This is a genomic window from Flavobacteriales bacterium (genome assembly GCA_030584065.1).
Lineage (GTDB): Bacteria > Bacteroidota > Bacteroidia > Flavobacteriales_F > PHOS-HE28 > PHOS-HE28.
In genome coordinates this window covers 1,672,436-1,696,382 of the sequence record CP129489.1, presented here as the reverse complement: position 1 = coordinate 1,696,382, position 23,947 = coordinate 1,672,436, and the positions used below count along the sequence as shown (strand labels likewise).

13 protein-coding genes are annotated in these 23,947 nt (G+C 62.2%); 4 read left to right on the top strand and 9 right to left on the bottom strand.

Going from position 1 to position 23,947, the window contains the following annotated elements:
* Position 1: 1 nt before the first annotated feature.
* Complete coding sequence (ytxJ, locus tag QY325_07400) at positions 2-358, bottom strand: bacillithiol system redox-active protein YtxJ (protein WKZ67747.1); 357 nt, start codon at positions 356-358, stop codon at positions 2-4.
* A gap of 161 nt (positions 359-519) precedes the next feature.
* Here ytxJ and QY325_07395 point away from each other — a divergent pair, with 161 nt between their 5' ends.
* From QY325_07395 to QY325_07380, 4 genes are all read left to right on the top strand, one after another.
* The gene (locus tag QY325_07395) at positions 520-2,865 is read left to right on the top strand and encodes an AAA family ATPase (protein ID WKZ67746.1); all 2,346 of its coding nucleotides are present in this window, start codon (positions 520-522) and stop codon (positions 2,863-2,865) included.
* 88 nt (positions 2,866-2,953) lie between these two features.
* A complete protein-coding gene (locus QY325_07390) occupies positions 2,954-3,529 on the top strand; it encodes an ORF6N domain-containing protein (GenBank protein ID WKZ67745.1) in 576 nt (191 codons plus the stop codon).
* Between the two features lie 69 nt (positions 3,530-3,598).
* On the top strand, positions 3,599-4,426 hold the full coding sequence (locus tag QY325_07385; protein WKZ67744.1) for a LexA family transcriptional regulator: 828 nt from the start codon (positions 3,599-3,601) through the stop codon (positions 4,424-4,426).
* Between the two features lie 227 nt (positions 4,427-4,653).
* Positions 4,654-5,055, top strand: coding sequence for a hypothetical protein (locus tag QY325_07380; protein WKZ67743.1), 402 nt, complete (start codon positions 4,654-4,656; stop codon positions 5,053-5,055).
* On the opposite strand, the gene QY325_07375 is transcribed toward QY325_07380, so the two are convergent.
* From QY325_07375 to QY325_07340, 8 genes are all read right to left on the bottom strand, one after another.
* Positions 5,049-5,174 carry a hypothetical protein gene (locus tag QY325_07375; protein ID WKZ67742.1) on the bottom strand — a complete coding sequence of 42 codons (126 nt, stop codon included), beginning with the start codon at positions 5,172-5,174 and terminating at the stop codon, positions 5,049-5,051. The genes QY325_07380 and QY325_07375 overlap by 7 nt on opposite strands.
* 356 nt (positions 5,175-5,530) lie before the next feature.
* Positions 5,531-5,707, bottom strand: coding sequence for a hypothetical protein (locus tag QY325_07370; GenBank protein ID WKZ67741.1), 177 nt, complete (start codon positions 5,705-5,707; stop codon positions 5,531-5,533).
* Complete coding sequence (locus tag QY325_07365) at positions 5,704-6,120, bottom strand: VOC family protein (protein ID WKZ67740.1); 417 nt, start codon at positions 6,118-6,120, stop codon at positions 5,704-5,706. Before QY325_07365 ends, QY325_07370 begins: the two co-directional genes overlap by 4 nt.
* A gap of 82 nt (positions 6,121-6,202) precedes the next feature.
* The gene (locus QY325_07360) at positions 6,203-6,604 is read right to left on the bottom strand and encodes a hypothetical protein (GenBank protein WKZ67739.1); all 402 of its coding nucleotides are present in this window, start codon (positions 6,602-6,604) and stop codon (positions 6,203-6,205) included.
* A gap of 12 nt (positions 6,605-6,616) precedes the next feature.
* Positions 6,617-7,594, bottom strand: a complete 978-nt coding sequence (locus tag QY325_07355; GenBank protein ID WKZ67738.1) for a deoxyhypusine synthase family protein — start codon at positions 7,592-7,594, stop codon at positions 6,617-6,619.
* A 93-nt stretch (positions 7,595-7,687) separates the two neighbouring features.
* Complete coding sequence (locus QY325_07350) at positions 7,688-9,103, bottom strand: arginine decarboxylase (GenBank protein ID WKZ67737.1); 1,416 nt, start codon at positions 9,101-9,103, stop codon at positions 7,688-7,690.
* A 324-nt stretch (positions 9,104-9,427) separates the two neighbouring features.
* Positions 9,428-10,228, bottom strand: a complete 801-nt coding sequence (locus tag QY325_07345; protein WKZ67736.1) for a hypothetical protein — start codon at positions 10,226-10,228, stop codon at positions 9,428-9,430.
* On the bottom strand, positions 10,225-23,865 hold the full coding sequence (locus tag QY325_07340) for a MopE-related protein (protein WKZ67735.1): 13,641 nt from the start codon (positions 23,863-23,865) through the stop codon (positions 10,225-10,227). Before QY325_07340 ends, QY325_07345 begins: the two co-directional genes overlap by 4 nt.
* Positions 23,866-23,947: the final 82 nt, after the last annotated feature.

Sequence of the window (23,947 nt, the reverse complement as noted above, 5' to 3'; positions counted from 1 at the left end):
CCTATGCCGGAAGCCCTGCCGTATGCAGGGCTTCCTTGCTTCCGGCGCAGGTGATGCCGAAGTGCGAGGCATGGTGGACGCAGCGACCATGGCGGATCACCAGCACCTGCGGCGATTCGTGCTGCACCCCGTAGCGGTCGGCGATGGCATTCGAGATGCCGCGATGGCGGATGAGGTCGAGCAGGTAGATGGCGCCCAAGTCTTCGTCAGCTGCGCCCCATGCGCTCTCTAGGCGGTTCAGCGCGGCGCTGCTGATGCTGCATCGCGTGCTGTGCTTGAAGATGAGCACCGGTCGCTCGGCGGATTGCTGGTCGATGGCGTCGAGCTGCGCCTCGTCGGTAAGGGCGGTCCAATTCATGCGGCGCGAAGGTCGGGCAAGGAGGTGCGACGGATGGTGAGCGCGATTACATTGCAGCCGTGCCGGGTGACGGGGTTTCCGTCAGTGACAGCCGGAGCCGTTCCGTTCAGCCATGAAGCATGCACGCACCGCATGAAGAGAGCGCTTCCGTACTTCGCCACGTGAAGCCACAGATCGCTGTTCCCCACGAAGCTCACATCGAGACCGAGATGGCCGCCTTGGCCGCGCGCTTCGTCAACAGCACCAATCGCCACGTCTTCCTCACCGGAAAGGCGGGCACCGGAAAGACCACCTTCCTGCACAAGCTGGCCGCCAGCACCCACAAGCGCTACGTAATCCTGGCGCCCACGGGCATCGCGGCGCTCAATGCGAAAGGGGTCACCATCCACAGCCAGTTCCTGCTGCCCTTCGGGGCCTTCCTGCCCGAGAAGCAACGGCCGTTGGACATCCCCGAAGGCGCCTACCACGACCAGGATACGCTCACGCGCCGGCACCCCCTCAACGCGCTGCGGCGGAACGTGCTGCGCGAGGTGGACCTGCTCATCATCGACGAGGTGAGCATGCTCCGGGCCGATGTGCTCGACGCCATCGACTTCCGCATGCGCGCCGTGCGCCAGAACCGCCGCGAGAGCTTCGGCGGCGCGCAGGTGCTGCTCATCGGCGACCTGTACCAGCTGCCGCCCGTGGTGAAGGACGACGAGTGGCGGGTGATGCAGCGGTACTACGCGAGCATGCATTTCTTCGAGAGCCTGGTGCTGAAGCAGCATGGCTACGCGCACATCGAGCTCGACCGCATCTTCCGCCAGCAGGACGACCGCTTCATCCGCATCCTCAACAACCTGCGCGACAACCGGGTGCAGCCCCAGGATGTGGCTGAGCTGAACGCGCACTACCGCCCCGCCATCAGCCAGGCCGACAGCGCGGGCGTCATCACCCTCACCACGCACAACTACAAGGCCGACGAGATCAACCAGCAGGCGCTGGCCCAGCTGACGGGCAAGGCCCACGCCTACGAGGCCAGCATCGAAGGCGAATTCCCGCAGAGCATGTACCCGGTCCTGGAGCGCATCGAGCTCAAGGCGGGCGCGCAGATCATGTTCGTGAAGAACGATCCGGACAGGATGTACTTCAACGGCAAGCTGGCGCGCGTGGAGCAGCTTGATGACGATGGCATCACCGTGCGCATGTACGATGGGGTGGGGGATGCGCTCTCCCCCACAACCTACAAGCTCAAGCGGGAGACCTGGGAGAACAAGCGCTACGTGGTGAACGCGGCCACGAAGGAGCAGGAAGAGGAGGTGCTGGGCACCTTCGAGCAATACCCCATCAAGCTCGCTTGGGCCATCACGGTGCACAAGAGCCAGGGCCTCACCTTCAGCAGGGCCATCATCGACGTGGGGCAGGCCTTCGCGCCGGGACAGGTGTACGTGGCGCTATCGCGCCTGCGATCCCTCGACGGGCTGATACTGCGCACGCGCATCGACCCCTCGGTGGTGAGCAGCGACAAGGATGTGGTGGCCTTCACCCAGCGGGGCGAGCAGCAGGAGCCTTTGCCGGACCAGCTGAAGGCGAAGCAGCGCGAGTACCTGCAGCAGCTGCTCACAAGCACCTTCGACCTCAGCGAGCTGCTGCGCAAGGTGGAGTGGACCCAGAAGGACCACCCGGAGACCGCCCAGTTCGAGGAGGAAAGCATGAAGACCGCGCTGCAGGTGCTGCGCGACACCCTGCGGGGCGAGGAGGAGAACACGCGCAAGTTCCAGGGCCAGCTCATGCGGTTGCTCTTCGAGGACAAGCGCGATGAGCTGCTGGTGCGCATCGAGAAGGGCGGCGCCTACTACGGCGACCTGCTGCAGGCGCAGATGAAGGCCCTTTTCCGGCACATGGCGCAGGCTGAGCTGCTGAGCCGAACGAAGGAGTACACCAATGCGCTGAAGGAGATCGACGGCATGCTGATGAAGCGCATCGCCACCATCGCCAAGGTGGGCTACATCACGCGCTGCATCCTCAGCGGCGAGGAGATTCAGCGGCAGAAGGCGATCGAGCAGGGCCTGGCCGCGAAGCGCGCCGCCATGGTGGGCGAGGCGCGTGCCTGGGCTGAGGAGCACCGGCCCAAGGGCAAGACGGGAAAGCGGCGCAAGCGCAAGACGGATGACGCTGCTCCTGGTGAGGATACGGGCATCGAATCACAGGGTCGACCCGCTAAGGGTGCCACCTACGCCACCACCTACGTCTTGGTGAAGGAGGGCCTCACGCTGGAGCAGATCGCGCAGAAGAGGCAGATGGCGAAGAGCACCATCGAGGGGCATATCGCACGCGGCATCGCTGAAGGTGAAATCGGGATCGAGGGCCTGATGCCCGATTCGGAGCGCGACCTCATCGCCGATTGGATGCGCGAGAATCCTTCCAAGGGACTGAATGAGGCGGCGGGCTACTTTGAGGGGCGCTTCGGTTACGGGCAGCTGAGGATGGTGCAGGCGTGGGTGAAGCGGGAGGCTGCTGAAGGCTGAGGGATTCCCAGCCCGTCTCCATCAACAAGAACCGGTTGACGGAATATCCGTCGGTTGGATTCTGGGAAAACGGCCATATACTTGTGCCGTGGAAACGGTCATGCCGCTGACGGATACCCTGGCAATGGAGCCGCGGGCCGGCTATGGTCTTGCTCCACCGGCCGACGAGGCCATCACGGGCCGCATCCATGATATCCGTGGCCGCAAAGTGATGCTGGACCGGGACTTGGCCGAGCTCTACGGCGTGGAGACCAAGCAGCTCAAGCGGCAGGTGCGGCGCAACCTGTCCCGTTTCCCAGAGGATTTCATGTTCGAACTCTCCAAAGAGGAGAACGAGATCTTGAGGAGCCGATCTGGCACCTCAAGCTGGGGCGGGGTGCGCTATGCTCCCTTGGTTTTCACCGAGCAGGGCGTGGCCATGCTGTCCAGCGTACTTGGCAGTGAACAGGCCATTCAAGTCAGTATCCATGTCATCCGAGTCTTCGCACGCATGCGGGAGGTCCTCCTTGCCCAGCAGGATCTCTTGCGGAGGCTGGAGGCATTGGAAGAGCGCGTGAGCGGCCACGACGAGGAGATCCAAGCCCTCTTCAACCACCTGACCGCCATGGTTTCCGGCACGGAGCAATCGCGCAGGGCCATTGGCTTCAAGCCCGGCGAATCCTAGCCAACCTTCAACCTGCCACTGAACAACGCTCAACCGCCCCAACCTCCAACCTTCAACCCCGTCACTCCAATGGCAAACGCAGTCTTCGGAAGCAACATCAAGCTCCTGCGCACCCGTCGCGGCCGCTCGCAGGAGGAAGTGGCCATCGCCCTCGACGTGAAGCGGTCGAGCTACAGCGGCTATGAGAACGGCAGCGCCGAGCCCAGCTTCGACCTGCTGGTGCGGCTCAGCGAGTACTACAAGGTGAGCATCGACAAGCTGCTGCGCGACGACCTCACCCAGCTCAGCGAGAGCCAGCTCGGAATCCTGGAGCGCGGCGGCGACATCGATCTGAGCGGCCGGCGCCTGCGCGTGCTGGCGACCACGGTGGACAAGCAGGACCGGGAGAATGTGGAGCTGGTGCCCGAGAAGGCCAAGGCCGGCTACGCGCTGGGCTACGCTGACCCGGAGTACATCAGCATCCTGCCCACCTTCCAGATGCCCTTCCTCGCGAAGGACCGCAAGTACCGCACCTTCCAGATCAGCGGCGATAGCATGCCGCCCGTGGCCGATGGTTCGTGGGTGACCGGCGAGTACGTGCAGAACTGGCAGACGATCCGCGACGGCCAGCCCTACGTCGTGGTCACCAAGGACGATGGAATCGTCTTCAAGGTGGTGTACAACCAGCTGAAGGAGAAGGGCAGCCTGCTGCTCTGCAGCACCAACCCGCTCTATGCGCCCTATGAAGTGCCCGTGACCAATGTGCTCGAGATCTGGAAGTTCGTGCACTTCATCAGCGCCGAGCTGCCCGAGCCCAACATGAGCCGCGACGAACTGGCCCGCAGCGTGGTGGAGCTGCGCAAGGAGGTGGGGCAGCTGCGCCTGGCCATGGAGCAGCAGGGGAGATTGGCGTTCTGAGGAGAGGCGCCGCGCGAGCGGCCGTTCATGGCCCGCATGCCCGCTGGGTTCGGGGGTGGGAGCGGTGGCACGGGCTTCCTCTAGCGGTGAGGTGGTGGGCGCCGGATGACCGACCGGCAGGGCCCGTGGACGAACACCGACCGGTTCGCTCAATGTAAAGCCCATGTTAAACATGGGTGAACATTAGGCTACCTTTGGGCGTACCAAGGGAACCTGAACCCGGAGAAATGCGCCACTTTCTTCTTCTGTCCGCGCTGCTGATTGCCAGCCTGTGCCTTGCCCAGTCGCCTGAGCTGCTCGGCCAGGAGCGCTGGCCCGATGGCACGTTGAAGGCGACCCGCTACCAAGAGGGTGACCGCATCCATTTCATCACCTATCATGAGAACGGCCGGGTGAAAGAGATGGGCTGCTTCCGCAAGGGGCGCCGTGATGGGGTGTGGAAGCAGTTCAGCGATACCGGTGCGCTGCTGGCCCGGGCCGGCTTCAGCAATGGGCAGCGTCAGGGTGTATGGGAGTTCCGCGGCCACGACAATAACGTCCTTGGTCGCTTGACCTGCGCAGATGGCGTCATCCTGCGCGGCGAGCAATACGATGAGCAGGGTGCCCTGGTGGCCATGCGCTCCTATTGAATCAGCGGTTCGGCCGGAGCCGGACTTCCCCAAGGCGTCTTGTTCCAGCGATCGAGCTGGAAGTTCGGGTCGTTGCCCTTGGCCAGCTTGAGCGCCAGCACCATCGCTGTCTGCAGCATACCTCCGAGGAGGAGCTGTGCATTGGCCCCGGGCCAGTGCAGGGTCTTGAACAGGCCGCCGCAGGTGAGGGTGGCGGTTCCGACGAGCAGCAGGGCAAGGATGTTCCGGGCCGGCTGCTTAAGTCACTGGCTCAATGCCGCGGTACATTCCAGGTGGCGCGAGAAGCCGTGTCTGCAGGCTTTTCAGGATTGCCCGGGCTTCCTCGGCCATCATTGGTCGCTCAGCGCTTCGATTTCCGGCTTCAGGTTTCGCCCCGGGCCTGAGCCTGGGTCGCTCCTTGACTGACCGGAGGATTGCGCCGGACGCTTCGCAGGACGCGATGATGCGGTTCCGGGACCGCAGCGATGGAGCTCCATCATGCCGTGCTGGCGGAGTGATCCAGGGCGGGGATGCCCCAGGCGGAAGCAGGCAGGGTGGTGCCCTCAGGGATGATCCCGTTGGCGAACGGGCGGTGACGGAGCCTGATGGCGGGGCCATAGCCTGGCCGTGCGGTACCCTGCAGGAAGAGGGCGATGGCCCTGCGCGCATTCACGCCTTCCTGAACAGGTCGTCTTCGTCGTCGAACGCCTTGAACTCGATCGCATGCCCATCGGGGTCCTCGATGAACATGCTCACCTGCTCGCCCACTTGCCCCTTCATCACCGTTCGCGGTTCGATGTGGAAGGGATGGCCCAGCTTCTTGAGCTTGTCGCGCAGCTTCTTCCAATCCGCCATGGAGAGCACGACGCCCCAGTGGTCGCTGGGCACGTTCGATTCGGGGTTGTATATGCGCGCGGTGCGGTAGGTCACCGGTACCTCCTGGATGGTGAGTTGGTGGCCGAAGAAGTCGTAATCGACCCAGGTCTTGGCGCTGCGCCCTTCCTTCAAGCCGAGGAACTTGCCGTAGAAGGCCTTCATGCGCTTCAGGTCCGTGGTGGCGAAGGCGAGGTGGAAGGTGCCTTTCATGGGTTGAGGATTCGGCGAAAAGTAAGAAGGCCCCGGAGCGTCCCGCTCCAAGGCCTTCCCTCAGCGCCACAAGGGGTGGCGGTCAATCCTCGTCGTCGTCGCCGGCATCGCCCTCGTCACCGGCATCTTCGTCGCCGTCCTCTTCCTCGTCGTCCTCCTCCTCCATGTCATCGCTCTCCTCGTCGCCCTCGTCCCCGGCGTCCTCGGCGCCCTCCAGGCCGGCATCCTCCTCGATGTCATCGGCAGGCACGCTGGCATCGCTTTCCTGGTCAAGGAACTCCTCGATCTCGGCGCGGCTCTCCGCGTTGATCTTGATGAGGTACATGGCCTCGGGCGTGCGCAGCTCGATCACGCGCAGGATGTCGCCCTTGGCGGTGGGGATGGTCTTGATGTGCGAGGCATCGATCCCGTCGGGATACTGTTCCTGCAGGGTCTCCTTGAGCTCGTCGGTCAAGGTGTTGAAGGAGCGGATGAGTCGCTGCATGGCTTGCTGGGCTCACATGTCCAGGACGTAGGCGAAGATGAGGGGCGCCACAATAGTAGCATCACTTTCGATGATGTACTTCGGCGTGTCGATGTCCAGCTTGCCCCAGGTGATCTTCTCGTTGGGCACGGCGCCGCTGTAGCTGCCATAGCTGGTGGTGCTGTCGCTGATCTGGCAGAAGTAGCTCCAGAAAGGGATGCTGTCGCGCTGGAGGTCCTGATGGAGCATGGGGACGACGCAGATGGGGAAGTCGCCCGCGATGCCGCCGCCGATCTGGAAGAAGCCGATGCCATCCTTCCCGCAGTTGGCGGTATACCACTCGGCCAGGAACATCATGTACTCGATGCCGCTCTTCATCATGGAGGGCTTGCAGTCGCCCGTGATGCAATGGCCGGCGAAGATGTTGCCCAGGGTGCTGTCCTCCCAGCCCGGGCAGATGATCGGCAGGTTCCGCTCGGCGGCCGCAACCATCCAGCTGTCCTTCGGATCGATCTGGTAGTACTGCTGGAGCACGCCGCTGCGGATCATCTCATAGAAGTACTCGTGGGGGAACCGGCGGTTGCCGCTCTTGTCGTCGGCGGTCCAGAGGTCGAGCACGTGCTTCTCCAGGCGCCGGAAGGCCTCATGCTCGGGGATGCAGGTGTCGGTGACCCGGTTCATGCCGCGGTCCAGCAGGGCACGCTCCTGCTCCGGGGTCAGGTCGCGGTAATGGGGGATGCGCTCGTAATGGTCGTGCGCCACCAGGTTCATCACGTCCTCCTCCAGGTTGGCGCCGGTGCAGCTGATGATGTCCACCTTTCCCTGGCGTATCATCTCTGCCAGGATCTTGCCCAGCTCGCCGGTGCTCATGGCGCCGGCCAGGGTGATCATCATCTTGCGGCCCTTGCCGAGGTGCTCCTTGTAGCCCTTGGCCGCATCCACCAAGGCCGCGGCGTTGAAGTGCAGGAAGTGCTTCTCGATGAAGGCGGAGACGGGGCGTGGCTGGCTCATGGTGCGGTTCGGGGCGAAATATAGAGGCGGGCCGATATATGCCCGATGCCGGCGCGGCGATGCCGGGCCTATGGCGCAAAAGCCCGAAGGGGCCTACTTGCGGACCGGTTCCTCCAGGGGCAGGTAGCCCAGCAGCTGCAGCATGCGCTCGGCGCTCTGTGTGTCGGCGAAGACGGTGTCGACCAGTGTGCCGTCGGGCCGGCGGTCGATGAGCACGTGCTTGGGCTTGGGGATGAGGCAGTGCTGGATGCCGCCGAAGCCGCCCAGGGTGTCCTGGTAGGCGCCGGTGTTGAAGTAGCCGATGTACTGCCGCTTGTCCTCGCTGTACTTGGGGAGGTAGATGGCGTTGATGTGCTGCTCGCTGTTGTAGTAATCGTCGCTGTCGCAGGTCATGCCGCCGAGGAACACGCGCTCGTACTCGTCGTGCCAGTTGTTGATGGGCAGCATGATGAAGCGCTTGCTGATGGCCCAGGTGTCGGGGAGCGTGGTCATGAAGCTCCCATCGATCATGTTCCAGCGCTCCTTCTCGTTCTGCTTCTTCTGGTACACGATGCTGAAGAAGGTGGCGCCGCTGTCGCTCACGGTGAAGCTGCCGAACTCGCTGAAGATGTTGGGCTCCTGCACCTTGTTCTCCTCGCACACGTCCTTGATGCGCCCCACGATCTCGCCGATCATGTAGTCGGTGTCGAAGCTGAAGTTGAGGCTGTTCTTGATGGGCAGGCCGCCGCCGATGTCAAGGGTGTCCAGCGTGCGGCAGAGCTTCCACAGATCGCAATAGACGTTCACGCACTTGCTGAGCTCATTCCAGTAGTAGGCGGTGTCGGTGATGCCGGTGTTGATGAAGAAGTGCATCAGCTTCAGGCGGAACTTCTTCTGCTTGCTGATGTTCCGCATGTAGAAGGGGATGATGTCCTTGTACCCGATTCCCAGGCGGCTGGTGTAGAACTCGAACTTGGGCGCCTCCTCGGCGGCGATGCGGATGCCGATGTCGCAGGTGCCCTCGATCACCTCGTCCAGCGCGTAGATCTCGCCCATGTTGTCGATGATGGGCACCACCTTGTAGCCGCGGTTGGCCAGGCGGCCGATGCCCTTGATGTAGCGCTCATCCTTGAAGCCGTTGCACAGGATGGTGCTGTCCTTGGTGATGCGGCCGCGCTCGATGAGCAGCTCGATCATCTCCAGGTCGTAGGCGCTGCTGGTCTCCAGGTTCACGCCCTTGTCCAGCACCTTGTCGATGACGTAGCTGAAGTGGTTGCTCTTGGTGCAGTAGAAGTACTCGTAGCGTCCTTGATAATCGTGCGCGGCGAAGGCCTTGGCGAAGCTGGCGCGGGCCATCTCGATCTTCTCGCCGATCTTGGGCAGGTAGCTGATCCGCAGGGGCGTGCCGTGCTTCCGCAGCAGGTCCATGAGCGGCAGGTCGTTCCAGATCAGGTTGTCGCCGTCGAGCTTGAACTCATCCTTCGGGAAGTCGAAGGTCTGCTCGATGAGGTCGATGTAGCGGGTCTTCATTGTTCAGGAAGCAGGGGCGGGAGGCTGGGGCAGGAGCAGGAATGGCATGGCCCACCGCCATTGGCCATGGGGATGCGGGATGGGGAAGGCCGAGGCGCGCGCGGCACGGGGCCGGAGCACGGAGAGGGCCTGGGCGGTCATCAGCGGAAGGGGAATGCAGCGCAAAGCAATACCGCTTGGGCGTCGCAGTTGGGGCGCGGCGCTAGAGCCAATCCACAGGTCGTGCTCATCGCGGGAGTAAAGGTAGAGACCGGGAACGATCGGCGCGTGCGCATCCTTCCGCCCCGGCTTGCGACCCGGACGCCCCTGGTGGGGAACCCCGTTTCAGCGCGCCATCACGGCCAGCGGAACCGTGGCATCGCGCCCATGAAGGGCAACCCGCACGGTGTACCTTCCTGCAGCAAGTGATGCCGGCGAGATCGTGCCGGTGTTGCTGCCTTGCCTTACGGTGATGGGCCACTCGCCCACGCGCCTGCCTTGCGAATCCTCAAGGGTCATGCTTGCATTGCCGGCGGCACCGGCATGGATGGAGTAGGACAGAGGACCGCCGGAGTAAGGGTTGGGCGATACCGCTACTGCAGGGCCTTCAGCGGGCACGGCACCGGCGGCTGGCGCAATCACCCTTCCTGTCTTGTCGAGGCCGTTCAGCGATACGTAATAGGCGCCGTTGTGCCGCCGTTCCCGGAGCCATGGTTCAGCGGAAATCGAGGCAGCACAGCCAGCCTCGCCTTCGATGCGCGCGATGCACAGGCTCTTGGCCGCCTGCAAGCGAACCGCCGATTCATGGAGCGGTACCAGGCCCACGCCCGTGTATTTCCGGAATTTCATTCCGCCGTTGCTGAATGCAGGTCCCGATGGGGATAGGGGGAGCACCATGGATTGTTCGGCCGACTGCCTGAGTACGGGGTCTTGCAGGCATTGCGTGCTATCCCAGGCCAGCGTGAGCACCAGGTTGGAGATCAGGCCATCGAAGTCCTGTTCCGCGATCAGCAGGACCTGGTCCGAGCCATCATCGATGCGGTTCAATTGGATATCCACCCGCTGCTGGGCCATGGCCATGACCGGCAGGAGGCATGCCGCCCATGCGGCGCATGACGTTGCGAGTGTGAAGGATCTATTGGTCATGGCTGTGGGAGTTGGGCGTCACGGATGTTGGTGGGCATGGAACCGCCGATATTGACCAGGATGGGGTCGCGGTCGTTCCCCTCACCCACGTATTTCACGCGGCCGTCAAGGTTCACATCGGTTGGGAGGTACCCGAGTGCGGTGCTGGTGGGCGTGCTTCCACCGATGCTCACCAGGATTGGGTCGCGGTCGTTGCCCTCTCCAACGTACTGCACCATGCCGTTGAAGTTCACATCACCTGCCCAAAGCGCCCTGCGCGCGCCAACTTGCTTCTGGCCTTCCGTTCCATAGGTCGCTGTGGAGAGGAGGGTGAAATCCACTTGCGTCGATCCCGTGTAGAAGCGCGCCGAATCGGCTGACATGACGCCCAGGTGGTTCCGATGCCGCAACGCCACATAGTACGCCCCAGCACCCACGCTGATCGTCACCGGAGAGAATCCATCCATGGCCACCACGTCCCCATCGCGCTGCAGCAAGGCGCTACGGCTCGCCACCACGGCAGTGTTATCGTCCCGGTCGCGCAGTTCCACGAGCACCCAGTCCACGATGGCATCGTTGCCCGGTACGGCGAGCACTTGCGGGGTGGTGGTCTCGCCCCCTCCTCCGCCGACATGCCCGTAACCCAGCGTGGTGAACGGCTCAATCAGCGGGAAGTCGATGAGCGTGCGCAGCGAATCGTGCATGGAGCCGGATGCATACGGGCCCTCGAGGAAGACCCGGGCGCGCAGGGTGGCGGAGTAGCTGGGCACCACGGTCCAGTTCAGCGTGGCGATGCCTGCGCCGCCGATGCCACTGGTCGACTTGTTCAGGAGGGCCGCATCGAGCGTGAGCTCATAACTGCCGGTGCCGTTAGCTGCGGCGGGCAGGTTGCCGATGCTGTAGGTGGTGCTGTTCACCGGCGTCACGGTCAGCATCGCTGCGGGAACGGGCAGGCCGTTCTTGCGCAGGCCGAGCGCGCTCGCGATCGCACCCGGGTCCAGCACGGCCGCCGAGAATTGGATTGTGGCGCTGCTCAGGTCCGTGGTCAGCGACTGGTTGTTCGCGGTCTGCCAGCTCGCGCTCAAGGGTGCCTGGTCGATGAAGAGCGATCGCGTGCCAGCTGCACTGCCTCCGTTGTTGCCCACAGCGGTCACCTTCAATCCGGTGTTGCCGCCGGTGGGGAAGGTCACCGGAACAGCATGTGTCCCGGCGCTCAGGTCCTGGAGCGTCACCAGCACTTGCTCGCTGCCGAAGGAGGTCTGGGCGATGGTCACCTGTGCGGCGTCCGCATTCAGGTTGAAGAGGGCATTGAAGCTCCCTGAGGAGGTGATGCCATCGCTGTTGCTGATGCCCAGGTCGGGGTCGATGCCCACGTTCGTGACGGCTATCGGCGTGCTGCGGTCCACTTCCCAGGTCACGTTCGCGGTTCCGCTGCCGGCGTTCCCGATGGCATCCGTGACGCCTGTTGCATCAACGGTGAACGCGTAGTCGCCATCGAGGTAGCTGGCCAGCCCGAAGCCGCTCACGCGCCATTCGTCGGGATCCACCTGTGTGAGCTGACCGGCCGTCAGTGGGAGTGAGTTGCCATCACGGCTCAGCGCGATGGCGCCGATGGTGAGCCCGGTCGCAGGCACGCTGAAGCGGATGTTCACGCCGGTGCGGTGCTGCGCATCGAGGCCGCCGGTGAACAAGGGAGTGAGCTCGGCGATGGTCGGACCTTGGGTGTCGCGTGTCAAGGTCACGCTCTGCGCCTGTATCCCGGTGACGCCTTCCGTGCTCAGCACGGTGGGCATGTTCACGGTGAACAGATGCGCACCATCGGTGGTGATCGCGTTCTCCAACCCGCTCACCAGGAACAAGGTGCTGTCGCTGTTCTGGCGGGTGATGCTGAGCGCTCCCGGCTGCGGCACACCTCCGAGGGTGATGCTGATGTCTGATGCAGTCAGGCTCGTCTCGTCGATGGGCCGGTTGAAGAGCAGCTCGATGGTGCTGAATTCATCATCGGTGGTGCCTCCTGGCAGTCCTTGGAAGGCGACGATGGCCGGGACGGAGATGAACTGTGTCCATGTGACTTGGCGACCCGCCACCCCGGCGATGCCATAGATGTCCGTGATACCGGCCGCCTGTGCGATGAACTGATAGAGCCCGTCGCCGGTGGTGAGCGGCGTGAGGTCCACGGTAAAGGTGAAGGGGTCGACCTGGGTGATGATGGCGCTGTTGTCCATGATGTCCGGCCCGCCCTGGAAGGTGAGCGTGAGGTCATCCGTGGTGAAGGTGGCAGGGTCGATGGCCTTGTCGAAGACCACGGTGAGTTGTGTGACCTGTAGCGCGGAGATCGATGCTGGCGCTCCGATGATCGTGTCCACCGCAGGAACGTCGGTGTTCTTCGGTGCCCAGACGATCGTGTAGGTGGTCGGCGTCGTGGTGGCCAGCGTATCCACGAAGTGGAACTTGTCCTCGTACACCGGCTGCTGGCTTACGGGCAGCGTCACGAAGGTGAGCCAGGCGTTGTCGAGCGGTATCGCCTGTGCGTCGCTGTTGCGCGTCACGCTCACGATGTCGTAGTCGCCGTTGCCGGGGTCGTTCAGCTTCGTGTAGTTCCAGCCGGGTTCTTCCGCCTGCACGGTCAGCGTGTTGGTGAAGGTGGGTGCGGTGACCGGTGCGTTGAAGCTCGCCGCAGCGGCAGGCAGCACTTCCGCCGTGCGGCGCCCTTGCGAGAAGTAGATGATGTCAGGCACGTCGTTCACGTCGAATTGGTCGTTCACCAGGAAGTCGTTCATGGCATCGGCCAGTGGCCCGTACTCACGGATGCTGCGGGTGAGTTCATGCAGCTCTACGCCCTGGATCAGGCTCAGCTCCGGATTGCCGAAGCTGTTGGCATGCACCACCTCGGCTTCGTAGCTAACGAATTTGCCGAGCAGGCTGCTGGTGAACCACCACTGGCCCACGCGCGTCTGCAGCGGCGGAATGGTGCCGAAGGGGATGTCCAGCACGCCGAGTTGTGCGGGCTGCCCTTGCAGGTTGCTGCCAGTGAGCTCGAAGTTGATGGCCAGTCCGCTCTCGTTCTCCACGATCTCCGGCTGTGCGGATGAGATCTTCATGTTCTGCGCCGCACCGTATCCGTGGTTCTCGATCATCACCGCCAGTTCCGCAGGGATCGAAGGCTCCACATCCGGACTGGTCAGCGCGTCATCGCCCAGGATGTTGCGCTCCATGAAGTAGTGAAGCATCAGGTCCGGGCTCGGGTTCACCGTCAGGGTGATCCCTGCGAGCTGGATCGTGGTCATTTCCTGGTTGTACGGATCCCAATAGGTCACCGAGCCGCCGAAAGAGTAGGGCACAGGCACCGTGGGCGCGGCACCGGGCTCAGGGATGAAGAGGAACTGCACGATGCCATGCTCCTGCGAGGGGATCTGGCCGGTGCCGGTTACATCGCTTAGGCCCGTGAGCTGCTCGGTGTTAATCTGGAACAGCCCGTTGCTCGGCACACCGTCCGGATCGGTGATCAGGATGTCCACGCTGAGCGAGTCGATGCCGTCGGTGGGGTGGCCATTGAAGATGTCGAGCGTGCCGGTGAAGGCCTCACGCGTCATGGTCACGGTCTGGCTCAGTTGCACGGTCACGGAGGCGCAGACGGCATCCGGTGCTGTGCTGATTTCTTCCACGAACTCCATGAATGCCCCATAGAGTTCTGAGATTGATCCATAACCTCTTTGCGATGCGTAGTCGATTACCTCAATGATCGTTGCGATATGGCTTTCGACAACGTTGCGGTCGATTATGTCAGGGTGCTGCGCATCGGGTGCGGTAATGCCTTGGTTCCATGCTAGCAAGGTCTCATTCCAACGATCCATGAACCACTGTGCTTCATTTTCGCCGATGTCCGAGCCGGAAATGGCTGTACGTGTCATGGTTTGAGCCGAAGCCGGAATGTTGGAGAAGGTGCTGATATATGGATCCAGTATCGCTATCAGCTCATCGATTGCTTCACGTTCGATCAGTTGGACGTAGTAGATTGCATTCAGTGAGGAGTCAGCCTCCCAGGCGAGCACGATCTGTTCGAGATCGTTGAACGGCTGTTGGTATGCACCATTCGGTCCATCTCTCTCAACAGAGGAGAAGGTCATTGCTGGCGATGTGGGTGAATTGCGGAAGCAATGCTTGAACGCATTGTACGCAGTTCTCAGACAGTCAAGGTCGCCGATCACATTACTTGCAGGCTCAGGAAGGAACTGAGCTATGCACCCTACGAAAATCTCGAAGTTATCTTCCGCTTCAATTGCATCGACGCATCCTGGGACTCCGAATACCGCGGTAAGCGGATCCGGAAGCGGCAGACAAGAAATGACACCGAGCAGGTCCGAGACACAGGCGCAGTCTATCCTTGCGTTCACCACTGGAGGGTCAACGCAGATGATGCAATCTGCTCCCCCAGTGGGTGTGGGGCCATAGGTCTGGCAGCACCAAGGAAGCAATTCGCAATCACAGTCGGGTGGTGGGGGCGGAGGAGGTGGCTGGAACCCATTTCCTGGAGATGCTGTCGGTACACAACCCGGCATCTTGATATACGATTCCTTGCCAGTTGTTTCATAGAGCCCCGTTGCTTCGTTACAGTTGTAGTGGTACCGGGTGTAGGTATAAAGCTTGCAAGTGAACCCTCCGATCTCAATGTCTCTGTATGCCTCTTCATTCATGCCAAGTAACTGGGAGATGAAGACAATGTCGGATCCTTCTGCGGTGGCCAAAGGGACATCGCGAAGGCGCATGAGTACGGGGACCTGTATGCTGCTCAACGCTGCAAGGTTCTCGGTACCGTAGTTCGTCAGGAACTCATATTCCGGATGGGTGGGTAGGATGAGCTCGACATCTTCGGCCGTGATCAAACCATGGTTCGTGAGCGTCACGTTGAAAGCATACACCTCATCGCCGAACAGTTGCGGCATCGTATCTGGCATGTCGATCGTCACCACCGGTATCGGCACGTTCGTCTCGAATTGCATGGTCAATGTCACATCGTACTGGTCCTGCACAGTCGTCGGAACTACGCTCCATCCGAAGGTTATCGCCTGATAGTTCAAGAACACTGTCTGGCTCAAGCTCGCTCCGGCGTTTATCGTCACCAGTTGTTCGGAGGGAAGGTGTTGTGGCTTACTCACCAGCAACCGGTGCTGTCCTTCGGGGAGGTTGGCGAACGAGACCAGACCATTGGTATCCGTGGTTCCTTGGGCGAGCAGTGCGTTGGAATAGGCATGGCGCACTTCAACGTTAGCACCCTCCACATGCGGTTCGTCCTCATCGAAGAAGGTGAATTGGTTCACGGCGTCCACGGTGAGGTTGCCCGTAGTTACGCTCACCTTGGTGAAGGTGAAGGGGATCACCAGACTGTTGCTGTTCGCCCCGTTGATGGCGATGGTGCCATTGATGGGGAAGTCGAAAGGCACGCTGGCATCAGCGAGGAAGCGGAGTATGACCAGGGCCGTATCGCCGGGCGCCATTGACCCCATGTTCACCGGCGTCATGGCCTGCAACCAGGGAACTTGCGGCAATGAGAGGCTGAGTGCGCCGGTATTGCCACCGCCGGTGTTCACAATGCGGAATTGTACCAGTTGCTGGCCAGCGGCCTGGGAGACGGTCGTGTTTATGCTGGTGATGTCGGCGCTGATATGGCCACCGGGCACCATGCAGTAGTAGTAGAGGTCCTGGCTTTGGATCATGCCTTGGTCGGCGGTCACTTGCAAGGTGCCGGGCTGGAAGTTGTAGCCCGGTGTGACGACGGTTCCACTCACTTCATAGGCGACGGTCGTGCTGGCCCCGCCTGCGAGCGAGGCGATCGTTGTGAAGCTGAAGGTTGATCCTGCAGGAACATTCAATGGTGTCAAGGTCAGGTTGGTGAGCGGCGCATCGCTCAGGTTCTGGATCGCGAGCGTGCCCGTGAGCGTATCGCCGATGAGGGTGATGAATTGCGGGTATTGCCCGTTGTTGATCCGCACGCCGTGGATGTCGAAGGCATCCTGCTCCGTGGTCTGCCCCATGCCGGGGAAGCTGGCGCCAATGGTGTAGTGTCCGCTTTCGTTCGCGAGGGGGACGAAGCTGGCCGTGAACGCCCCCGTAGCATCCGTGGTGGTGAGCACTTCACGGCGCAGGCCGTTGGTGAGCACGTAGACCTCAATGGACTCGTTCGCCGCAGGGCTCGCATCGGGCCGAACGGCGGTGCCTGTCACTGGGATCGTCGTGCCGCGCAGGAAGGTGGTACCCGCCACCTGCGCCGTGGCCGTGTAGCTGGGCGCGATGCTCACGTTCACCGGCGCTGAGGTATTGTTCGTATAGGTGAGCTCGGTCGCCGATGCGCCCGGATTCACTTGCAGTAACAGCTTGTGGGTGCCAGGGAGATTCGGTGCGACGGCCGCTCCGCTGATCTGCACGCTGCCTCCTGCGGGCACCGGTGTATTGATGGTGTAGTCGAATAGGACGGGGTCGCTCGCATCCACGATATTGTTCTGCGAGAGCACGCCGCGCACGGGCACGCCCGCGATGGAGTTGGCGAAGCCCGTGTTGCTGATGGTGGCCTGCCATGTGAAGGGAACCAAGGCCGGCCAAGGGCTTGCGCTCGGGGTCACGGCGCTCACCAGCAGGTCGGGCTGGTTCACATCGGTGACGATGCACCAGGTGATGCCGGGTGAGAAGCCGTCGGCCGTGGCCTGCACATACACCTGTTGGCTGCCGTCAGGGGTCCCATCGTTCACGGTTGTAGCGGGCACATCCACGAAGGACGAGCCGATGGGAATGCTCACCGTGGCGGGAACCGTGAGCTCAGTGACATCCGATGAGATCAGCGCCACGTCCAGAGCCGCGGTCGTTGCTGTGTTGCGCTGCACACGGATCGTGCCCGCATTGGCCAGGCCTTCGGCCAGCGTGGCGGGATTGACCGACATGGTGAGCGTAGGACCATCGTTGTCGGCCACGGTGAGGTCCGCGCTCACATTCGCTGCGGTGGATACAGGTGCGTTGCATCCGCAGCCCGCCAGTTGAACCGCTGCGTTGATGGTCACGGTGCGGAAGCCATCCACCAGCGCGTTGTCGATCACGCCGATGGTGAAGGTCTGCTGGCTGGCGTTAGCCGCGAGCGAGATGCTCGTGGGCAGGAGCAAGGTGTTCGCGAGGCTGGGCGTGATCACCGCCGTGAAGGCGATGGCCGGGCTGCCCGCTGTGCGCTGCAAGGTGGCTTGCACGGCGAAGGCGCCTCCGCTCTCGCTCACGGTATCCGTCTGCAGCACGAGCTGAAGGCCCGGAAGGTCGTCGTCGGTGAGCTGCAGCGAAGCGTTGGCAGCCGTGTGGTTGGCGGCACCGGCGGTGAGGTTCACGGTGATGTCGAGCTCCGGCAGCTGGTCCTGCGGCAGGTTCACGGTCACGTTCGCCGAGGTGGTGTTGGCAGCGATGGTGACGCTGGCCGGCACGGGGAAGCGCGCCTGGTCGCTGCTGGTGAGGAATACCTGCAGCGCTGAGGCAGGAGCGAAGTTGGTGCTCACTTGGAAGGTCACGCTGGTGCCTTCGCCCGTGGTCGCTGGAACGTTCGAGAAGGAGAGGGCAGGGGCCTCGTTGTCGAGGATGGTGAGGTTGCGCGTGGCACTGCTGAACCCGGTGGCGCTGGCGGTGAGCACGGCCGGGATGGTGCCTTCGAGCAGCGCGTTCTCCATGGCCACCAGCGTGAAGCTGCGCGCGGCTTGCCCGGCGAGGATGGTCACGGTGCTGGGGAAGGTGAAGCGCTCGGATTCATCAATGCCGATGCTGACCACTTGCGCATTGGAGATGGAACCGGTGCGTTGCACCGTTATGGGGACACCTGCCGCTGCGCCTTCGGTGAGCGCCGGCTGCGGCACCAGGAGCCGGATCTGCTTGCGCACCACCCAAGGCGTGGCCTGCGTGCCCGTGTTGTTGGTGACGCTGTTCGGCAATTCGATCAAGCCAGTACCAGGGACCAGCTCCACCACGAAGCGGGCCTGATCGCCCACGTTGATCAGGGCCGGCATGGTAATCTGCACGCTGCGGCCGAGCGTAGCGCCAGCGGCGAGCGGGCTGCCGGAGCTGTGCGCGGACTGCCCGATCTGCGTGCGCAAGGCACCGGCTTCGCTTTCCATGTAAAAGCGCTCGGTCCAGTTCACCGTGGCATCGGCGTTGCCGTTATTGTACACCTCGAACGAGAGCGTCACCACCTCGTCTCCCGCGATGGTGTCGTTCGGTGCGCTCACGTTCTGCACCAGCACATCCGGGCCTTCGAGTTCGCATACGCAGCTGGCCGACCAGATCCCGGGCAGGCCTGCCGTGGTGCAAGCCGTGCCGGCAAGCGCGCTGCCTCCAGGAACACCGAGGCAATCGATGAGCTGGCCTTCGCATTCACAGCTTGCATTGAGCGCATCGTTGCCGGTAGTAGCATCGTCGTCGTTGCAGGGTGAACCGATCGTGCCAGCAGTGCTTGGACAATCATCCACACAATCGGCTATGCCGTCACCATCGCTGTCGGTATCCGGGTTGCCGCAGCCGCATTGGCCGGCCGTGGTCTTGAGCGGGTCGTTCGGGCAGGCGTCCACGCAATCGGCGGTGCCGTCGTTGTCACTATCCGTTTCCAAGTTGCCGCAACCGCATTGCAGCGGCGCGATCTTCAGTGGGTCGTTCGGACAGGCATCGATGCAATCGGGCGTGGTGTCTCCGTCCGTGTCCACCTCCACGTTGCCGCAGCCGCATGCTCCGGGGAGCTGCTTCAGGGGGTCGTTCGGGCAGGCGTCGGTGTTGTTGGTCACGTGGTTCGCAGGAGGTGTGCACGCGGAAATGCTGCTGGCCGAAGCATCGCCGAAGCCGTCGGCGTCGGTGTCGGGCCAGTAGTCGACGAAGGCGAGTCCATCATCCACGCCATTCGCGCAGTTGTTGTCCAGACCGTCGCAAATCTCGGATGCACCCGGGTTGATGTTCTCGTCGGTATCGTCGCAGTCACCTCCGAGCAGCACGGTACCGGGTGGCTGGGTGCATCCTGATCCGATCGTGGCGGGGTCGCCATAGCCGTCGCCATCGGCATCGGTGTAATAGGTCACTTCGCTCACGCCGTCCACATTACCCGCCAGCTCGTGCAGGCGCAGTTCAGCCACCTCTTCCGCCGAGAGCGCGCGGTTGTACAGCCGCAGGTTGTCCATCGCGCCGGTGTAGAATTGTATGTCGCTGTTGCCATGCCTGCCGATGAAGATGCTGCTGGAGTTGTTGAGGTCGATGGGCGAGATGGTGCTGCTGCTGCTGAGCACACCGTTCAAGTAGATACGGATGGTCGTTCCGGTGCGTGTCATCACCACATGGCGCCAGGTGTTGTTGCCCAGCCCTGTTCCTGCCACCACATCCCCCGGACGGCCCATGAAGTTCCCGGCGGCCGGGTAGTCCACGAAGCAGTTCAAACGGTTGATGCCGCCACCCGCATAGTCGTTCTTGTCGATCACGCTGGCATACGAGGTGGAGTTCCATTTCAGCCAGGCCGAGTAGGTGAAATCACCCGTGCCGAAATTGTAGGCCGCATTGTGCGGCACCACTACATAGCGGCCACCGCCGAATTGGAAGGCGCCATTGGCGGCGCCGTCGACCCCAGTGGTGTAGCTGGAGCCGCTTGGTGCGCTGCCATTGTTCCCGTTCGTGGTCCGGTCGGTCAGGTTGCCGTTGAAGAGCCATTGCGCCACCAGGCCGTTGGAGAAGCTCGTGAGCTCATCCACCTGGCCGTTGCAATTGTTGTCCAGTTCATCGCAGAGCTCGGGTGCGCCCGGGTACACGCTCGCATTGGCATCGTTGCAATCCGTGTTGTTCGTGACATGGCCTGCAGGTACGACGCACACGAAGCCATCCACTGGAGCGCCGGCTCCATATCCGTCGCCATCACCGTCCACGTAGTAGATCTGGGGCACATCGGCCACGCCGCAGCCGCAGGCGCCGGGCTCGGTCTTGTTCGCATCATTCGGGCAGCCGTCCTCGGCGTTGCAGGTGCCATCGTTGTCGCTGTCCTGGAAGATGCCGACGCAGTTGCACTCCGCATTCACCACATCGTTCGTGGTGCAATCATCCTCGTCGTCGCAGGCCGTGCCGGGGATCACCCCTCCGGGGCAGCTGAATGCCAGGGTGCTCTCCCCATCGGCCACGGTGAACTCCCGGAAGGCCGTAAGTCCGGTCGTGCTCCGCGTGTAGGGGTTGCTGCCACCGGCGGCACCCAAGGCCAAGGCCACCCAATCGGTGCCGTTGTACGCGTGCAGGCCGCTGTTCGCGCGATCGAAGTTCGCGCCTTCATCCGCGGTGTTCCATTGAAGCTGAACCGTGGCCTGATTGCCGCCTTCCGTCAGTTCGGAGAGTGTCCAGGTGCGCTCCACCTGGTCGTTCAGCACCACGGGGCCATCGGGCACGCCCGGTGCGCTGTACTCCATGTGCACATCGTTCGCCACGCGCGCGCCGAAGCGCTCGGCAGGCCCGCTGGTGTTGCTCAAGGTCACCGGCAGGTAGCTCGTGCCCGTGCCGATGGGGAAGGGGTAGTTGGCGCCGCCGATGGGCAATTGGCGGTGGAAGGCACCGGTGCCATTCGTGACGAAGTGGTTGGTGGCGTTGCCGCCCACGAGACCTGCAAGCGCCGTGTTGCTCAGGATAAGATCGTTGTTGCCAAGGGTGATCCGGCCATTCGTAAGGGTCAGCGTATTCGTGACCGTCTGGGTGCCGCCCAGCGTGAGGCCGTTGGCATTGTTCAGCGTGAGGTTGGTAATGGATCCGGTGCCATCCAGCGTTTGGGCTGCTGTGCCGGCGAAGGGCAGGTTGGTGAGCGTTACGCTGCCGTTGTTGGTGAAGGTGGTGCCGGTGAAGGAGGTGATGGTACCGGCGAGGGTGCCGGAATTGTTGACCGTGCCCGCAAACGAGCTTGGGGCGGTGGTGAAGGTCAGCGTGCGTGAGGCGCCGATGTTCAGAACACTGGACGCACTATGCGAATTGGAGGACTGGAAGGTCCAGTTGCCATTCACCAAGTCGATCGTGCCGTTATTGGTGAAGGTGCCGTTGCTATTGTTGAACGTAGTGAAGGTGCCCGATCCGTTCAGGTTCACCACGCCGCCCGGCTGGTTGGTGAAGGGCGCCTGCAGTTGATTGGTGCTGGTGAACTGGATATTGAAGATGCCTTCGCTTGCGTTGAGGATAGTGCCACCAGTGCCATTAGCGATCACTCCTGCATTCCAGTTGATAGTTCCGTTGTTGGTGAGCAGACTGTTGAGGGTCTTGTTCGCGGCAGTTGAGAAGGTGCCGGTTGATCCGTTCTCTATGGTGTATCCTGCGGTACCAGCAAGCGTCCCTCCGGTCCAGTTGAATGCGCTGCCCACGTCAAATACAGTGGGGTTACCGGTGCTGTTGGTCCAGGCACCTCCATTCATGTTGAAGGTGTGAGTGCTATTTGTCCACGGGAAGTTCTGTGCGACAGTGCCGGTCTGGTTCACGATGGTCCCTCCACCGGTGATGCTCGTACCGGCATTCAGGCTGGCGGTGGCGTCGAACTGAATGGAACGGCCGCTCGGTATGTGCAGTGTTCCGGAGTTGGAGACGGTCCCCATAAATTGCCATGCACCATTGACCACGTTCATGGTGCCCGCGTTGGTGAACGTGGTACCGCTCCAGGTGTTGAAGACCCCGGCGTTGGTATAGTTGATCGTTGCGCCGGCTTGGTTGGTGAAGGGTCGCTGTAGCTGGTTCACGCCAGCGAAGGAGATATTGAACTCGGCACCAGCGGCGTTCGTAATGGTGCCCGAACCGCCGATCACACCTCCGCTCCAGTTGATTGTGCCGTTGTTGGTGAGCGCGCTGTTCAGTGTCTTCGAGGCGGTGGTGCTGAATGCTGCGGTCAAGCCTGCGGCGATCGAATAGCCCTCTGCACCGGCCAGCGTTCCTCCGGTCCAGTTGAATGCGCTGCCCACGTCAAATACAGTGGGGTTACCGGTGCTGTTGGTCCAGGCACCTCCATTCATGTTGAAGGTGTGAGTGCTATTTGTCCACGGGAAGTTCTGTGCGACAGTGCCGGTCTGGTTCACGATGGTCCCTCCACCGGTGATGCTCGTACCGGCATTCAGGCTGGCGGTGGCATCGAACTGGATGAAACGGCCGCTGGGTATGTGCAGCGTGCCGGAGTTGGAGACGGTTCCTATGAATTGCCATACACCATTGACCACGTTCAAGGTGCCCGCGTTGGTGAACGTGGTACCGCTCCAGGTGTTGAAGACCCCGGCGTTGGTATAGTTGATCGTTGCGCCGGCTTGGTTGGTGAAGGGTCGCTGTAGCTGGTTCACGCCAGCGAAGGAGATATTGAACTCGGCACCAGCGGCGTTCGTAATGGTGCCCGAACCGCCGATCACACCTCCGCTCCAGTTGATTGTGCCGTTGTTGGTGAGCGCGCTGTTCAGTGTCTTCGAGGCGGTGGTGCTGAATGCTGCGGTCAAGCCTGCGGCGATCGAATAGCCCTCTGCACCGGCCAGCGTTCCTCCGGTCCAGTTGAATGCGCTGCCCACGTCAAATACAGTGGGGTTACCGGTGCTGTTGGTCCAGGCACCTCCATTCATGTTGAAGGTGTGAGTGCTATTTGTCCACGGGAAGTTCTGTGCGACAGTGCCGGTCTGGTTCACGATGGTTCCTCCACCGGTGATGCTCGTTCCGGCATTCAGGCTGGCGGTGGCATCGAACTGGATGAAACGGCCGCTGGGTATGTGCAGCGTGCCGGAGTTGGTAACGGTTCCGATGAATTGCCATACGCCATTGACCACGTTCAAGGTGCCCGCATTGTTGAACGTGGTTCCTGACCAGGTATTGAAGATCCCTGCGTTGGTGTAGTTGATCGTTGCTCCGGTCTGGTTGGTGAATGGTCGCTGTAGCTGGTTCACGCCAGCGAAGGAGATGTTGAATACAGCACCGCTTGTGTTCTGGATATTTCCACTTCCACTGCCACTGATCACCCCTGCGCTCCAGTTGATTGTTCCATTGTTCGTGAGCGTGCCTGCCAGTGAGTAACCCCGCAGCGTGAGAATGCCATTGTTCGTGAATGACCCGCCAGCAGTGGTTGTCAGGCCGTTGCTGCCGGTCATCGTCCAGGTGCCATGGTTCACCACGGCCCCGCCAGCCAGGTTGATGGGCGTGTTGCCCACCACGGTGCCGCCCTCTTGCACCACAGTCGGACCATAGAAAGAGCCGCCGGCATTCTGGTTGATCACACCGCCATTCTCCACGCTGACCGATCCGCAGCAACCGAAGCTCCCTGCACTGGAATTGGCATTGAAGGTCCCGAAGACCTTCACGCCATAGGTCCCATTGGCTATGGTCCATGTTGTCGTGCCAGTGGCAGTTGTTGTCACCGTTCCGCCCGCCTCGATCGTCACATCATCGAGGCTCACGTTGGCGGTCACCGTCACCGAATGCGGCGCGCGGATGGTGATCGCCCCGCTCGCATTCGTCGGGATCACCGTGGCGTCAACCCAGCCGCTGCCGTTGTCCTGTTCCCAGGTGCCCAAGGCGTTCCAGTTGCCGCTGGCCTTGCTTCGGTATTCCTGGGCGCGGAGTCCGAGGCTGGAAAGTGATATCCCGAGTGCGATGAACGCGAGACGCAAGAAGGTGGAACGACGCATGAGGAATGTGTTTGGGACACTGAACCGGGATGGCTAAGGGATGACGCAGAGGCGCAGCCTGCAATACTGGGAAACCATGAAT